A 14178-nucleotide genomic window follows, 5' to 3' on the forward strand; every position below is an offset into this window, starting at 1 on the left:
GCGGCTAAAACGAATAGGCGGCCTCAGATCGTCGCTGACACATGCCGCTCGCGGCCGTAGAGCGAAACCAAGAGCACGATGACCAGGCCAAGTGCCGCCTGCACAGTCGAGGGCCGGAAGCCGAGGCCGATCAGCAGCGTGTTGATCTCCGTCAGCACCAGCACGCCGGCAATGGTGCCGAAATAGCTGCCGCGGCCGCCGACAAGGGCGGCGCCGCCGACCACCACCGCCGCGATGGTCTGGAACAGATAGGGCTGGCCGACATCGCCATAGGCAGAGCCGGTGAAGCCGAGCAGCAGCACGCCGGCGGTGGCGGCGAAAAAGGCGCTCGCGGCATAGGTCACCGTCCACATGCGGACGGGATCGATCAGCGCCAGCGGCGCTGCGCCGGGGTTGCTGCCGAGCGCATAGAGGCGGCGGCCATAGGGTGTGCGCGCCAACACCAGCGCCACCAGCAAGGTCAATACCGCGACGCATGGCACCAGCCCAGGGACCGGCAATGGCCCGACAGAACCGCCGATCGAGACGAAGGCGGAAACTGCTGCAGGCGCCGATCCGGATGGAAAGCCGCCGGTCCATAGCAGGACGGCGCCTTGCACGATCATGCCGACGCCGAGCGTGACGATCAGCGGATAAATGTCGAGCCCGCGCGAAATCAGGCCGTTCAGCGCTCCGATCAGCATGGCGAGCACGCCCACGGCCGCGCAGACCAGGGCAAAGTTCCAGCCGGCGCCGTAAAGCTGTGCCGCGACGACATTGGCAAAGCCGATGACGAAGGGGATCGACAGATCGATGCCGCCCAGAATGACGACAAGGGTCTGGCCGATCGATGCGACGGCCAGCAGCGAGGCGATGACCAACAGCGCCCGGATGGCGAACGGCTGCGAATAGCCCGGGATGAGCAAGGTGCCAAGGAGGTGCAAAGCGGCAGCGACGGCAAAAGCGCCGGCGACACGGGCATTGGTGGACTGAAACCAGGTCTGGCGCATCCTTCTCAGCCTTTCCGTCCCGAGAGCCGCTCCTGCAGCGCCGTCATGATGACGGCCACAACCAGAATGACGCCATAGGCGATCTGCAGCACATAGGTGGAGACGTTGAAGGCGGTCAGCACGCTCTGCAGCAGGAAGATGTCGATAGCGCCGATAGCGGCCCCGGCGAGCCCGCCGCGTCCGCCGGCAAGGCTGACGCCGCCGAGCGCCACCGCGGCAATCGCGATCAGCGTGTAGGTCGGTCCGATGTTGGGATCGGCCGAGCCGATCAGGGCGGTCAGCATCAGGCCGGCGCAGGCGGCGAGAATGCCGGTCATGACATAGGCGATGAAACGGACTTTGGTGACTGGAACGCCGGCGGTGTAGGCGGCGCGGTCGTCGCTGCCCACTGCCATCAGCTGGTCGTAATAAGGCGTCTGGCGAACCAGCGACCAGGACAGGAAGATCAGCGCCAGCGGCAGTGCCGACCAGGGGCCGGCCATCGCCTTCAGCCAGCCCGGCGCCGGGCCGATCGGCGCCGGCAGGATGGTCAGCGTCGTGCCGGTGAGGATCAGATAGGTGCCGAGCGTCGCAACGATCGGCTGGATGCGGACGATGGTCGCCAGGAAGCCGTTGGCGGCGCCGACGATCGTGCCGATCAAAAGCGCTGCCGGCACGATGACCAGCGGCGAAGACATTCCAAACTTGAGAAACAGCACCTGGATCACGATCGCATTGACGAACCCCATCAGCGGCCCGACGGAAATGTCGACGCCGCCGCGCCCGGCTAGGATGACTGGAGCCGAGGCGAGCGCTGCGCCGATCAGAGGTGCGGCGAGCCCGATCAGCGCGCCCCAAGCGGAAGGATGGAAGCGCGCCGGATTGAGCAGCAGATTGACCGTGATCAGGATAACCAGCAGCACGGTCGCAAAGCCGGCGCCGCGCCATCGCTCGGCCATGCGTCGAAACCCGCTCATGCCGCGCGTCCGAACATGGCAGCGATGACGGCGTCGCTGATCATCGCCTCACCGCTGATTTCAGCCGCCACCTGCTGTTCGCGGAACACCAGCACGCGATGGCAAAGCAGCAGGATCTCCTCGATCTCGCTCGACAGGATGACCAGAGCCATGCCGTCCGCCGCCAGCCCGCGGAACACGTCGTAGAGGACATGGCGCGTCGCCACGTCGACACCGCGTGTCGGATCGTTGAGGAGCAGGATCGCCGGCTCCAGTGCCAGTGCCCTGGCCAACAGCACCTTCTGCTGGTTGCCGCCGGAAAGCGTCGTGATCGAGGCATCCGGCCGTGGCGCGACGATGGAGAGTTTTTCGCGGTAGGCCTCGTAGCGCCGCCGCCGTGCGGCGAAGTTGAGCAGGCCGAAACGCATGTCGCGCGACAGTGTCGAGACGGCAAAATTATCGAGCACCGACTGGGTCGGAAAGATGCCGGTGGCGCGCCGGTCGCGTGGCAAATAGGCGATGCCGCTGGCGACCGCCTTGCGGAAGCTGGTGATGGCGCGGGGTCCCTCGAGTGCCTCGACGACCACCTCGCCGGCGACGGCCTGTTCCAGCCCGGCTAGTATTTTCAGGAAACGCTCCTGTCCGTGGCCGTCGAGGCCGGCCAGCCCGACGATCTCGCCCGGCGCAATCGTCTGTGTCACCGGGCTTGCGCTCGGCGCGATCACCAGGCCACGCACCGAAAGGGTGGCGCGATCAGCCATGCGCCAGCTCCGCCGCGGTGCGTGGCGCCATCGCCTTGAGAAGCTCGGATGCGGTGGAAACGCCGCGTTCCTCGGTCGTCACGACGCTGCCGCCGCGCAACACGGAAATCCGGTCGGAAAGCGCCATCACCTCGTCCATGCGATGGGTGATGAACAGGATCAGGCAGCCTTCCGAAGCGAGCTTGCGCATCATGGCGAAAACCGCCTCGCGATCGGCGAAGTCGAGCGCCGCTGTTACCTCGTCGAGAATGAGAATGCGCGGGTTGCGAACCACGACGCGGGCGAGCACCACAAGCTGCTGAACGGCAAGCGGCAATTGCCCGGCCAACTGGTCGAGCGGGATCTCGGTCACCGCGAAGCGCTTCAGCACCGCTTGTGCGCGTTGCCGCCGCTCCGCGCGCGGCACGGTGCGCGTTAGCAAACCGTCGAGGCCGAGCAGGATGTTGTCCGTCACCGAACGGTCAGGCGCGATCAGCACTTCCTGGAACACGGTGGCGAAACCGGCGGCCTGGAAGGCCGCCGGCCCGAAGCCGGCAAACGGCTTGCCTTCGAGCCTGATTGTGCCGCTGTCCGGCTGCACGATTCCCGACAGCAGCTTGACCAGGGTACTTTTGCCCGAACCGTTCTCGCCCAGGATGGTGTGGATCGTGCCGGCGCGGAATGCGATGGAGGCTTTCGCCAGCGCAATCGTTTCGCCGTAGCGTTTCGAGATGGCCTGGACTTCCAGCATGAGCGATCCTGATGGAAGAGCCGGCACCCCACGCGCGGAGCCGGCCTTCGTAAAGTCTTATTTTGCGCAGGCGTCCGGCACCTTCGAATAGTCCCAACCCTTGGTCGGTGCAGGATTGGCGAAATAGGCATCGAGCCATTCCTCCGGCATCGGATCCTTCGGCGGGACCGGGAAGATCGAGACGGCGTCGGCCGTCATGCAGTCCTTGTACCATGCGCCGAGGTCGGCATTGTGCACGGGCGGAATCGGAATCAGCAGCGTGTTGAGCTTCGGCTTCTGCCCATCCAGCATGCGCTCGCCAACACGAAACAGCGTCTCGGCTGTCCAGTGCGGCAGAACCGCATGGCCTTCGAAGCGGTATTTGTCCGGATTGGCCTTCCAGTAGCCGAGCGCATCGCCGGTGATCGAGCCAGTGATCAGCGGGGCAGGGCGGCCGGCCTCGGCAAAGGCCTCGGCGACGACGCGGCTTTCGCTGCCCGTCGTCCACACCGCATCGATCGGCGCCGGATTGGTGGCGATCGCCTGCAGCACCGCCGTCTTGGTGACGTTCGCCGTCCAGTTGCCGTTGACGCTGCGCGACACCGTCAGCTTCGGGTTCTCGGCCAGCGCCTTGTCGCCGCCCTGGCGCTCCTGCACGACGATCGGATGACCGGCGATGCCTTCGACCAGAAGCACGCTGCCGCCGTCCGGCATAGCTTTGCCGATCGCCGTCATCATGTCGTAGCCCCAGCGGGCATAGTTGGAATCGACATTGATGGCATTCGGGCTGGTCACCGACCCAGCTGCCGTGAGGAAGGGGATGCCGGCTTTGGCTGCGGCATCGATGGCATCGTCCAGCGCCGTCGCCGAGCCGGGGATCGAGGTGATGATCGAGCATTTCTTGTCGATGAAGGCGCGGATCTGGTTGATCTGCTGACTGGCGTCGTTGTTGGAATCCGACACTTCGAAGCTCGCCACGGTGCCGTCGGCGATCAGCCCGTCGACCAGCCGCTTCAGCTCCTTGGTGACGGTGACGCGCCACGGATTGCCCTGATAGGACTCGGAGTGGCACCATTTCCACGGCTTTGGCGGCGGCGTGAAATTGTCCCAGGCCGATGGCAGCACCTTCTGCGGCGCGCCGTCATATTGCGCCTTCAGTTCAGTCGGCAATCCAGCAATCACGCCCGACACGTCTTGAGCGCAGGCTATTGTCGTGACCGAAGCAAGTGCGGTTGCGGCCATAAGGCCGCGGATCAGGCTGTTCATGTTCTCCTCCGTTCGGTTGTTTTCAGGCTCCTCCGCCGGCAACGCCGGACACCTGTGTCGAAAAGCTCTCCCGAAACAGGCGATTGAGATCGGCAACGACGCGAGCGGCATTGTGCCTTTCGCTCAGGCCGAGATTGATGCGATCGGACGCCGCCTGCTGGAACGCCATGTAGCCGTCATGCCGCGGCCTGACCCAGGCACCTTCGAGCGTGGCTCGGGTGGCGACGTAAAACTTGCCGGTGGCGGCATTGACGGCGGCATCCTCCCAGGCCGCGGCGTGGCCGGGCTGGCCGCCGGCCGAGGCGTAGGGGCCGCGCTGCACGTCGCCGCTGGCGATCCAGTAGGCGAAGTCGATTGCCGCCTGCCTGGCCTTCGAATAGGCCGACACGGCAATGCCGGTCCCGCCGAGCGCCGAGCCGATCGGGCCGGCATTGCCCGCAGCAGGGATATCGGCGAAAGCCACGCGGTTGGGCCGGAATCCGGCGATGGCATAGGAGACATAGCCATAGATCAGCGGCGCACAGGCGATCCGTGATGCCGATCCGGCCATTTGCTCCAAGACGGCGATCGGGTCCATGCCAAGGCAGGCCGGATCGACGAGCGCCGCGATCTCGCGCATCATCTCGAAAACCTGCTTGCCGGTTGCCGGGTCCACATGGTCGCCAGGTCCTTCGCCGGCAGGCCGGCCGAGATTGCCGGCAAGCGTATAAAGCACCATCAGCGAATGCGGCGGCCGGAGCGGCAACAGCACGCGGCCCTGCCGGGCGAGATCGAGCGCATCAGCCCAGTTCGCCGGCGCAGCCGAAAGCATGTCCGGCCGCCACGCCTGCACCTGGCTCGCTGTGTCTATCGGAAACGCCCATTGCCTGCCTTGCCAGTTGTAGCTTGGATAGGACTGGCCGACGCTGCCCGCCGCAAGTGCTGCACGTTCGGCTTCCCGGCCGGCGACATCGAGCGGCGCCAGGCAATTCTCGGCGGTGATCCGGCCGACATGCGGATGATCGATGACGATCAGATCATAGGCACGGGCCAGTTCCTCGACCGGGAAGGATTCGAAATCCTGCAGCGAGCGCTTGTCCCATTCGATGGCGACGCCGGTGCGTTCCCTCCACAGTGCCGAACAGGCGACCATCGGGTCGTAGCCGCGCGGATGGCTCCAGGTCATGCCTTTGAGCGTCACCTCGCTCACAGCCCGAACTCCTTGCGGATCTTCGCGCTGTGCTCGCCGATACGTGGCGCAGCCCGCTCGACCTTCGCGCGGATGCCGTCGACCCTGAGCGGCGAGCGCGTGGTGAGGATCGAAACGTCATCCTCGCGCGTCACCGTCTGCAGCATGTCGAGGACCTGAAAGCCCTCGCTGGCCATCATCTCCGGCCAGGTCAAAACCTTGGCGCACCAGATGTCGGCGGGCTCGAGGATCGCAAGCCATTCGTCGACCGTTTTCGTCGCGATTTTTTGCGCGATGATCGCCTTGATCTCGTCGCGGGCGGTGAACCAGGTCGACGGCTCATCGCGATAGGGCGCAAGCTCCTCAAGCCCCAGGAGGTCGGCCAGCTTGGAGATCGGCGTCATTGCGATCGCCAGATAGCCGTCCTTGGCCGGATAGACGCCGTAGGGCGCCGATAGGTAGGCGTGGGCGCTGCGGAAGGCTGATCGCCGCGGCAGCCGGCGTCCATCATTGAGATGCGTGGTCAACACCTCGAACTGGAAGTCGACCAGCGCTTCGAGCAGGCTCGTCTCGACATGGCTGCCCCTGCCGGTCACGCCGCGTCGCACCAGCGCGGCAAGGATACCTTGCGCGGCGGCGGAGCCCGCCAGCATGTCGGCGATCGCCAGCCCGAAAGGCACCGGCCCCTGGTCCTCGTCGCCGTTCAGCCACATCACGCCGGAGCGGGCCTGGGCCAGCAGATCCTGCCCGGGCCGCTTGACCCAGGGGCCTTCCTCGCCATAGCCGCTGATCGAGGCATAGACCAGGCGCGGATTGATCTTGCGTACCGCCTGGTAGTCGAGGCCCAGGCGCTCAATGACGCCGGGCCTGAAATTCTGGATCAGCACGTCGGCCTTGGCCAGCAGGCCGCGTAGCGCCGCAAGGTCGGCCTCGTCCTTCAGATCGATGGCAAAGCTTTCCTTGGCGCGATTGATGGCATGGAAAATGGTGGAATCGCCGCCGATCTCCGTGTCGCTGAGATAGAGCCGTCGCGACAGGTCGCCGCCATCCGGCCGCTCGATCTTGATGACGCGGGCGCCGAGGTCGAGCAGTCGCAGCGAGCAGTAGGGCCCGGACAGGAACTGGCTCATGTCGACGACGACGAGCCCGGTCAGCGGCAATTCGGAAATGGCGGCCATTGCCTATTTCTCCGTCCTGCCGACGAAATCGGCCGGATTGCGGTACTTCACCGTCTGCAGGTGCTCGCAATAAAGCACGAGCTCGCCTTCACCCTTGAAGACCTCATAGCTGGCGCGGATCAGCCCCATCTCCTCGTATTTTGGTTTCTTGTCGAGGTTGGAGCGGATCGAATAGATCGTGTCGCCGACGAATACCGGCTTGATGAAGCGCAATTTGTCGTAGCCATACGAAAAGGCGTTGATGCAGTTGGTGGCGACCAAGCCGAGCCCGGCCGAAAACACGAAGGCGCCGGCGACCAGCCGCTTGCCGAAGATGCCTTCCGTTTCGGCAAACATCTGGTCCTGCACGTAAGGATGGATGTCGAGCACCAGCGTGTTGAAGAGATGGCTGTCGCCCTCGGCAATGGTCCGGCGCAGCGAACGGATCTTCTGGCCGACCGGCCAATCTTCATAGAACCAGTTCTCCGCGTTCCAGACGGGAAGGTCGGCGTGTTCCTTCGGCATGTTGGTGGGGTGTGTCGACGTCACGCCCACGGTCGGGGCGAAACCTCTCATGACGACTTCCTCTGGGAGCGGGAATCGTCCATCAGGGCGCGCCGCAGACCAGCGAAATGCATGATCGATCCTCCCGTCAATCTTCTTTTGTGAATAGTATTTTCACATATGGGGTTGTGTTGCAAGCGAGTCTCGGCGAAATTTTGCCGCGATTCGCGGCGGCCAATGCCGGCGGAACAGGAGGAAATGATGCAGAATGCCTGTCTGGTTTTCGTCGGCAGCCTCAATCGCGAGGCCCCGTATTTTCAGGGCGCGCGCGGTGTCGGGCTGGGCGTCTACAGTTTCGACGAAGAGACGCTGGAGACGAGGAAACTGACTGAGACGGATGACGTCGACAATCCGACCTTCCTGTCGGCGACGCCGGACGGCTCCCACATCTATGCCAACTCCGAAGTGTTCACCTGGCGCGAAGGCGTGGTCTCGGCCTACCGCTTCGACAGGCAGACCGCCACGCTTTCCTACATCAACAAGCAGCCGACCCTAGGCAGCATCACGGCGCACAACACCATCACGCGCGACGGGACGAAGTTATTGGTCGCCAATTACGGCATGGGCGAGGGCGGCCCCGATCGCTCGGTCGTGGTCTACGGATTGCGCGAGGACGGCGGCCTGACAGCGCCGTTGTCGAGCGTTGCCCATAGCGGGACCGGACCGGATCCGGCCCGCCAGGAGCGGCCCCATGCCCATAGCGTAACCGAGACGCTTGCCGGTGGCATGGCAATCGTCGCCGATCTCGGCATCGACCGGCTGGTGTCCTATCGCATCGGGTCAGACGGCAGCCTGACGAAGCTGGCCGAGTCGGCGCTTGCCCCGGGTGCGGGTCCGCGCCATTTGGCGCTGCATCCAGGCGGCCGCTTCGTGTTCGTCATGAACGAGCTGGATTCGACGATCGTCTCGCTTGCGCTGGACGAAGCATTGGGCAAGCTTACGATGATCGACAGCAAGCCGGCCGTGCCGGCCGAGGCGCGCGACGGCAATCACTGCGCCGACATCCAGATCTCGCCCGACGGCCGCTTTCTCTACGGCTCCAACCGCGGCCATGACAGTGTCGTGGTGTTTTCGGTCGACCAGCAAACCGGCAAGCTTGCCCTTGTCGACTATACGCCTTGCGGCGGCGCCACGCCGCGCAATCTGGCATTGACGCCTTCGGGTGGCCATCTGTTCTCGGCCAACCAGAACGCCGACCGCATCTCGATTTTCGCCCGTGATGCCGCAACCGGCCGGTTGACCGACACCGGCCGATCCATCGAGATCGGCACACCGATGTGCGTCAGGATCGTGCGTTGAGCGCTCTCAGAACTCGAGCGCCTGCCTGAGTGCCGGGCCGCTCCTGACCCGCAGATCGAGGTCGGCCTCGATATGGTCGATATGGTGCAGCATCAGCGCGCTGGCGCGCTCGGCATTGCCGTTTTCCAGCGCCTCGAGGATCTGCGTATGTTCGCTGTGGCCGCAGCTTGAGATACCCGAGCGGCCGTAAAGCGCGATCACCAGCGATGAACGTGCGACCAATTCCTCCATGAAGCGCTGCAGGATGACGTTTCCCGCGACCGACGCCAAAAGCAGGTGAAAATCTCCCGACGCCTTGATCTCCGATCGCCTCGCGTTCGGTCCGCGTTCGGCGATGAAACGGCCTTCTTCGTCGAGCTGGGCCTTGAACGCAGCGACATGCGCCGGCGTCATCCGCCCGGCGGCGGCGATCGCGATGCCGGGTTCGATGAGCCGGCGCGAAGCAAAGACCTGCCGCGCTTCCTCCGGCGACGGATTGGCGACGAATGCGCCGCGATTGCGCTCGATGCGCACCAATCCTTCGAAGGAGAGCATCTGCAGTGCCGCGCGCGCCACGGTGCGGCTGACATCGAACAGCGTCCCGACCTCGCCTTCGGAAAGCTTGGTTCCAGGCGCCAGCCGGCGATCGACGATCGCGTCGCGCAGCTGGTCGCGGATCGCTTGCGCACGATCCTCGTTGGCACTGTCGATAGCAGGGAAAGTCTGGTCGGCAATGTTCATGGCGGTGGTCCTGCGTTCTTCTACCCTGAATCACATCGCTTGGACGAGAGGCAAAGTGAATACAGAGATGGAAAAGATTGCATACGATTTTTGCGAGGATCGGTGGCAATCGCCTATAATTTATGCATTGCACGAGGGTGCCGTATCGGCAGTCATATAGACGCGGCCCTGATATCTTCGCGGATTCAGTCGGTTGGTGCGGCGGCGCGCAACTGGCACGCATGATGCTTTGGCTAATCCGATCAAAGGGGAAGCCGGATGTCCAAAGCCACCGAAATCGACATAGTGTCCGTTTCGAAAGTCTATGGCGCAACGACTGCCGTCGAAGACATCAGCCTGAAAATCCCAGCCGGAACCTATTGCTGCCTGCTCGGCCCATCCGGCTGCGGCAAGACTTCGACACTACGCATGATCGCCGGGCACGAGAGCATTTCGAGCGGCGACGTGCGTCTCGGCAACATTGTGGTTACCGACTTGCCGCCAGCCAGGCGCGGCACCGCCATGATGTTCCAGTCCTACGCGCTGTTTCCGCATCTCGACCTGATCGACAACGTTGCGTTCAGCCTCAAGATGAAGGGCGTCGGCAAGGAGGAGCGCCGCGCCAAGGCGCTCGAGATGCTGAAACTAATGCAGATGGAGGCCTATGCCAGCCGCCGCCCGGCGCAGCTTTCGGGCGGGCAGCAGCAGCGCGTCGCCCTTGCACGCGCACTCATCACCGATCCCGAGGCGCTGTTGCTCGATGAACCGCTTTCGGCGCTCGATCCGTTCCTGAAGATCCGCATGCGGGCCGAACTGAAGAAGCTGCAGACGTCCCTCGGCATCACTTTCGTCCACGTCACCCACAGCCAGGAAGAAGCCATGGCGCTGGCCGACCTGATCGTGGTGATGAACGACGGCCGTATCGAGCAGGCGGCGCATCCGCGCACGGTGTTCGAGCGGCCGGCCACCGCCTTCGTCGCCCGTTTCATGGGCGACCACAATGTCATCTCCGGCCGCGTCACCGGCCGTCGCGACGGCATGGTCGTTTTCGACGTGCCTGGCGGCGTCACGCTCGCGGCCAGCGGGCAGGGCAGGGAGATCGGCCAGCCGATCGATATCGCCATTCGCACCGACCATGTGCGGATCGGCGACCCGCCGGCCGCCGGGCTCGGGTTCACCGGCATCATCGCAAATGTCGAATACCGCGGTTCGACCGTGAAACTCTCGGTCAACGGCGCCGGCATCGAGGATTTCACGGTGATCGTCAACGACACCAGCTTCTTCGCCAAACCGGTTGCCGTCGGCGGCGCGGTGCCGATCGCCTGGGACGCCGAGGACGCGATCGTCCTTGGCCGTCTCGATTCCTGAAACCCAGCATAACCAACCAAAACAGGGGAACTGAGCATGACCAACACCACCGACAAGAAGACAGGAATATCGCGCCGTTCGCTGCTCAAGACAGGTGCCGCCGCCGTCGGTTTTGCCGCCGGTTCCGGCGCCATCACCGGCTTTCCGACCATCTGGGCGCAATCGAACATCACGCTGCGCCAGTTTGGCACCGGCGTGTCCAACCTCAATGCCATCGCCGACAAGTGCAAGGCGGACCTCGGCATCACGCTGGAGATGACGGCAACCGATTCCGATGCCGCCGCCCAGCGCGCGGTAACGCAGCCCGACGGCTACGATATCGCCGACATCGAATACTGGATCTGCAAGAAGGTGTTCCCGACAGGCGTCCTGCAGCCGATGGATGTCAGCAAGCTGAAATATTACGACGAGCTGGTGCCGCTGTTCAAAACCGGCAAGCTGACGCCGGACAGCGTCATTGCCCAGGGCACCGCGCCGCATACCGTCGGTTACGTCGAGGCCCAGGACAGCAAGGTGTTCGCCAAGTCGCCGACCAATTGGTTCACCATGGTGCCGACGATCTACAACGCCGATACGCTCGGCATCCGCCCCGACCTTGTCGGCCGCGACATCACCACCTGGGCCGACATCATGGATCCGGCCTTCAAGGGCAAGACCGCCATCCTCAACATCCCGTCGATCGGCATCATGGATGCGGCGATGATCATGGAGGCAACGGGCAACATCAAATACGCAGACAAGGGCAACATGACCAAGGAGGAGATCGACAAGACGATCGACTTCCTGATCAAGGCCAAGCAAGCCGGCCAGTTCCGCGCCTTCTGGAAATCCTTCGACGAAAGCGTCAACCTGATGGCTTCAGGCGAAGTGGTGATCCAGTCGATGTGGTCGCCGGCCGTGGCCGCAGTCCGCTCCAAGGGCATCGCGTGCCGCTTCCAGCCGCTCAAGGAAGGCTACCGGTCCTGGGGTGGCGGGCTTGGCCTGGCAGCCCATCTCTCCGGCGCCGAACTCGATGCCGCCTATGAATACATCAACTGGTACACGTCCGGTTGGGTGGGCGGCTATCTCAACCGCCAAGGGTATTACTCGGCCAACATGGTGTCGGCTAAGAAGTTCATGTCCGAAGACGAGTGGGGCTACTGGATCGAAGGCAAGCCGGCTAAGGGTGACATCCTGTCGCCGGACGGCAAAGTCATGGAAAAGGCAGGCGCCGTGCGTGACGGCGGCTCGTTCGAAGAGCGCATGGGCAAGGTCGCCTGCTGGAACTCGGTCATGGACGAGGACCGCTACATGGTGAAGCGCTGGAACGAGTTCATCGCTGCGTAGGTACAACGTCTTCCCCTTCTCCCCTTGTGGGAGAAGGTGGATTGGCGCGCAGCGCCGAGACGGTTGAGGGGTGCTGGCCGGAGCGCTGTTGGTGCCAAGCTGGAACACCCCTCATCCGACCGAGCTTCGCTCGGCCACCTTCTCCCACAGGGGGAGAAGGAAAGGCGGCTTCGCCGCATCGCTGACTTATACCGAGATGTTCATGACTGTCGCGCTCGAACGCCCCGCCACCGCCGCCGCAATGCCCGCCAGACGACGCCGCGTCTCTCTGGCCGGTCTCGCACCCTATCTCCAGGCGACACCGCTGGCGCTGATCCTCGGCGCGTTCCTTTTGCTGCCGATCCTGATGATCGCCGTGGTCTCCTTCTGGGATTACGATTTTGCGGCGATGTACCCGGATTTCCTGACCACCAACTACGCCGACACGCTCGGCTCGTGGGTCACCTGGAAAACCTATCTGAACACGCTGAAATACGCCGCCATCGTTTGGGCGCTGACGCTGTTCATCGGTTTCTGGGTCGCCTATTTCCTCGCCTTCCATATCAGGACCACGGCCATGCAGATGGTGCTGTTCCTTGTCTGCACCGTGCCGTTCCTGACCTCCAACATCATCCGCATGATCTCGTGGATTCCGGTGCTTGGCCGCAACGGCCTGGTCAACTCGACGCTGGTGCAACTGGGACTGATCCCGAAGCCCATCGAATGGCTGCTCTATTCCGAATTCGCCGTCGTGCTGGCCATGGTGCATCTCTACACGCTGTTCATGGTGACGCCGATCTTTAATACGCTGATGCGCATCGACAAGTCGTTGATCGAAGCCGCGCGTGACGCCGGCGCTTCCGGCTGGCAGGTTCTGTGGAACGTCGTCATCCCGCTTGCCAAGCCCGGCATGGCGATCGGCACCATTTTCGTCGTCACGCTGGTGATGGCCGACTTTTCGACGGTGCAGGTGATGTCCGGAGGCCAGAGCGCCTCCGTCGCGCTGATGATGAAGAACCAGATGTCGCTGCTGCAATATCCGGCGGCCGCCGCCAACGCGGTCGTGCTGCTGGTGCTGGTGCTGTTGATGGTCGCCGGCATCCTGCGCATCGTCGACATTCGCAAGGAGCTGTGAAGCGATGAGCCACGACAAGCGCACCCTCGAATTCTACGTGCTGGCGGTGTTCTTCGCTATTTTCGTGCTGTTCCTCTACGGCCCGCTTTCGGCGATCCTGATCCTCTCCTTCCAGGGCGAGAATGGCGGGCTGACATTCCCGCTGAACGGCGTCTCGCTGCACTGGTTCGCCAATCTGTTCGAGCGCCAGGCGGTCGGCGATTTCGGCGGCAGCTTCAAACGCTCGCTCGTCCTTGGCTTGATGGTGATGCTCGTCACGGTCATCGTGTCGCTGCTTGCCGGCCTTGCCTTCCGCCAAAAATTTCGCGGCGCCACCGCACTGTTTTATCTGGCCGTCGCCAGCCTGGTCGTCCCGTCGATCATCATCAGCCTCGGCATCGGCGTTGTCTTCCAGCAGGTCGGCTTCCGGCCTGCCTGGTACACCTCTGCTTTCGGTGCACATCTGACATGGACCTTGCCTTTCGGCGTGCTGATCATGTTCGCCGTCTTCAACCGGTTTTCCCCGGCCTATGAGGAAGCCGCCCGTGATCTCGGAGCATCGTCCTGGCAAACCTTCGCCCATGTCGTGCTGCCGATGATTGCACCCAGCCTGATCGGCGTCGGCCTGTTTGGCTTCACTCTGTCCTATGACGAGTTCGCCCGTACGCTGATGACCTCGGGCACCTTCAACACGCTGCCGCTCGAAATCTACGGCATGACGACCAATGTGACGACACCGGTGCTCTATGCGCTGGGCACCGTGACGACCGTGTTTTCCTTCCTGGTCATCCTGCTGACGCTCGGCGCAATCGTCTATGTCGGCCGCCGCAGGGAGCGTGCGTGA

Annotated in this window: 14 protein-coding genes; 5 read left to right on the plus strand and 9 right to left on the minus strand. The window is 63.6% G+C overall.

Features of this window, described 5'->3' with window-relative positions:
* Positions 1–23: 23 nt before the first annotated feature.
* The 8 genes from NKI85_RS07235 to NKI85_RS07270 are packed head-to-tail and all read right to left on the minus strand — an operon-like array spanning position 24 to position 7561.
* Positions 24–989, minus strand: coding sequence for an ABC transporter permease (locus NKI85_RS07235; protein ID WP_352527158.1), 966 nt, complete (start codon positions 987–989; stop codon positions 24–26).
* 5 nt (positions 990–994) lie between these two features.
* Positions 995–1945, minus strand: coding sequence for an ABC transporter permease (locus NKI85_RS07240; protein ID WP_352527159.1), 951 nt, complete (start codon positions 1943–1945; stop codon positions 995–997).
* The gene (locus NKI85_RS07245) at positions 1942–2685 is read right to left on the minus strand and encodes an ATP-binding cassette domain-containing protein (protein WP_352527160.1); all 744 of its coding nucleotides are present in this window, start codon (positions 2683–2685) and stop codon (positions 1942–1944) included. Before NKI85_RS07245 ends, NKI85_RS07240 begins: the two co-directional genes overlap by 4 nt.
* Entirely contained in the window at positions 2678–3415 is a 738-nt protein-coding gene (locus tag NKI85_RS07250; RefSeq protein ID WP_352527161.1) for an ATP-binding cassette domain-containing protein, read from the minus strand. Before NKI85_RS07250 ends, NKI85_RS07245 begins: the two co-directional genes overlap by 8 nt.
* Positions 3416–3472: 57 nt before the next feature.
* Positions 3473–4660: an ABC transporter substrate-binding protein gene (locus NKI85_RS07255; protein ID WP_352776462.1), complete on the minus strand. Its 1188-nt coding sequence runs from the start codon at positions 4658–4660 to the stop codon at positions 3473–3475.
* A gap of 22 nt (positions 4661–4682) precedes the next feature.
* Positions 4683–5825, minus strand: coding sequence for an extracellular solute-binding protein (locus NKI85_RS07260; RefSeq protein ID WP_352776524.1), 1143 nt, complete (start codon positions 5823–5825; stop codon positions 4683–4685).
* A gap of 20 nt (positions 5826–5845) precedes the next feature.
* A complete protein-coding gene (locus NKI85_RS07265) occupies positions 5846–7006 on the minus strand; it encodes a CaiB/BaiF CoA transferase family protein (protein ID WP_352776463.1) in 1161 nt (386 codons plus the stop codon).
* Positions 7007–7009: 3 nt separating this feature from the next.
* Complete coding sequence (locus tag NKI85_RS07270; RefSeq protein WP_352527164.1) at positions 7010–7561, minus strand: MaoC family dehydratase; 552 nt, start codon at positions 7559–7561, stop codon at positions 7010–7012.
* A 189-nt stretch (positions 7562–7750) separates the two neighbouring features.
* Here NKI85_RS07270 and NKI85_RS07275 point away from each other — a divergent pair, with 189 nt between their 5' ends.
* Positions 7751–8848 carry a lactonase family protein gene (locus NKI85_RS07275; protein ID WP_352527206.1) on the plus strand — a complete coding sequence of 366 codons (1098 nt, stop codon included), beginning with the start codon at positions 7751–7753 and terminating at the stop codon, positions 8846–8848.
* Between the two features lie 6 nt (positions 8849–8854).
* Here NKI85_RS07275 and NKI85_RS07280 read toward each other — a convergent pair whose 3' ends face one another.
* A complete protein-coding gene (locus tag NKI85_RS07280) occupies positions 8855–9568 on the minus strand; it encodes a GntR family transcriptional regulator (RefSeq protein ID WP_352527165.1) in 714 nt (237 codons plus the stop codon).
* A 258-nt stretch (positions 9569–9826) separates the two neighbouring features.
* On the opposite strand from NKI85_RS07280, the gene NKI85_RS07285 reads away from it, so the two are divergent.
* The 4 genes from NKI85_RS07285 (at position 9827) to NKI85_RS07300 (ending at position 14178) form a co-directional block, all read left to right on the plus strand.
* Positions 9827–10915, plus strand: a complete 1089-nt coding sequence (locus NKI85_RS07285; protein ID WP_352527166.1) for an ABC transporter ATP-binding protein — start codon at positions 9827–9829, stop codon at positions 10913–10915.
* A 36-nt stretch (positions 10916–10951) separates the two neighbouring features.
* Positions 10952–12241, plus strand: a complete 1290-nt coding sequence (locus tag NKI85_RS07290) for an ABC transporter substrate-binding protein (protein ID WP_352776464.1) — start codon at positions 10952–10954, stop codon at positions 12239–12241.
* A 241-nt stretch (positions 12242–12482) separates the two neighbouring features.
* Entirely contained in the window at positions 12483–13355 is an 873-nt protein-coding gene (locus NKI85_RS07295) for an ABC transporter permease (protein WP_352527207.1), read from the plus strand.
* 4 nt (positions 13356–13359) lie between these two features.
* Positions 13360–14178, plus strand: coding sequence for an ABC transporter permease (locus NKI85_RS07300; RefSeq protein WP_352527168.1), 819 nt, complete (start codon positions 13360–13362; stop codon positions 14176–14178).

Source organism: Mesorhizobium sp. M0571, from assembly GCF_040320985.1.
Lineage (GTDB): Bacteria > Pseudomonadota > Alphaproteobacteria > Rhizobiales > Rhizobiaceae > Mesorhizobium.

Bases quoted from the DNA above. Each gene is read 5' to 3' on its own strand.
- NKI85_RS07235 (WP_352527158.1), bottom strand. From the start codon at position 989: ATGCGCCAGACCTGGTTTCAGTCCACCAATGCCCGTGTCGCCGGCGCT.
- NKI85_RS07240 (WP_352527159.1), bottom strand. From the start codon at position 1,945: ATGAGCGGGTTTCGACGCATGGCCGAGCGATGGCGCGGCGCCGGCTTT.
- NKI85_RS07245 (WP_352527160.1), bottom strand. From the start codon at position 2,685: ATGGCTGATCGCGCCACCCTTTCGGTGCGTGGCCTGGTGATCGCGCCG.
- NKI85_RS07250 (WP_352527161.1), bottom strand. From the start codon at position 3,415: ATGCTGGAAGTCCAGGCCATCTCGAAACGCTACGGCGAAACGATTGCG.
- NKI85_RS07255 (WP_352776462.1), bottom strand. From the start codon at position 4,660: ATGAACAGCCTGATCCGCGGCCTTATGGCCGCAACCGCACTTGCTTCG.
- NKI85_RS07260 (WP_352776524.1), bottom strand. From the start codon at position 5,825: ATGACCTGGAGCCATCCGCGCGGCTACGACCCGATGGTCGCCTGTTCG.
- NKI85_RS07265 (WP_352776463.1), bottom strand. From the start codon at position 7,006: ATGGCCGCCATTTCCGAATTGCCGCTGACCGGGCTCGTCGTCGTCGAC.
- NKI85_RS07270 (WP_352527164.1), bottom strand. From the start codon at position 7,561: ATGAGAGGTTTCGCCCCGACCGTGGGCGTGACGTCGACACACCCCACC.
- NKI85_RS07275 (WP_352527206.1), top strand. From the start codon at position 7,751: ATGCAGAATGCCTGTCTGGTTTTCGTCGGCAGCCTCAATCGCGAGGCC.
- NKI85_RS07280 (WP_352527165.1), bottom strand. From the start codon at position 9,568: ATGAACATTGCCGACCAGACTTTCCCTGCTATCGACAGTGCCAACGAG.
- NKI85_RS07285 (WP_352527166.1), top strand. From the start codon at position 9,827: ATGTCCAAAGCCACCGAAATCGACATAGTGTCCGTTTCGAAAGTCTAT.
- NKI85_RS07290 (WP_352776464.1), top strand. From the start codon at position 10,952: ATGACCAACACCACCGACAAGAAGACAGGAATATCGCGCCGTTCGCTG.
- NKI85_RS07295 (WP_352527207.1), top strand. From the start codon at position 12,483: ATGCCCGCCAGACGACGCCGCGTCTCTCTGGCCGGTCTCGCACCCTAT.
- NKI85_RS07300 (WP_352527168.1), top strand. From the start codon at position 13,360: ATGAGCCACGACAAGCGCACCCTCGAATTCTACGTGCTGGCGGTGTTC.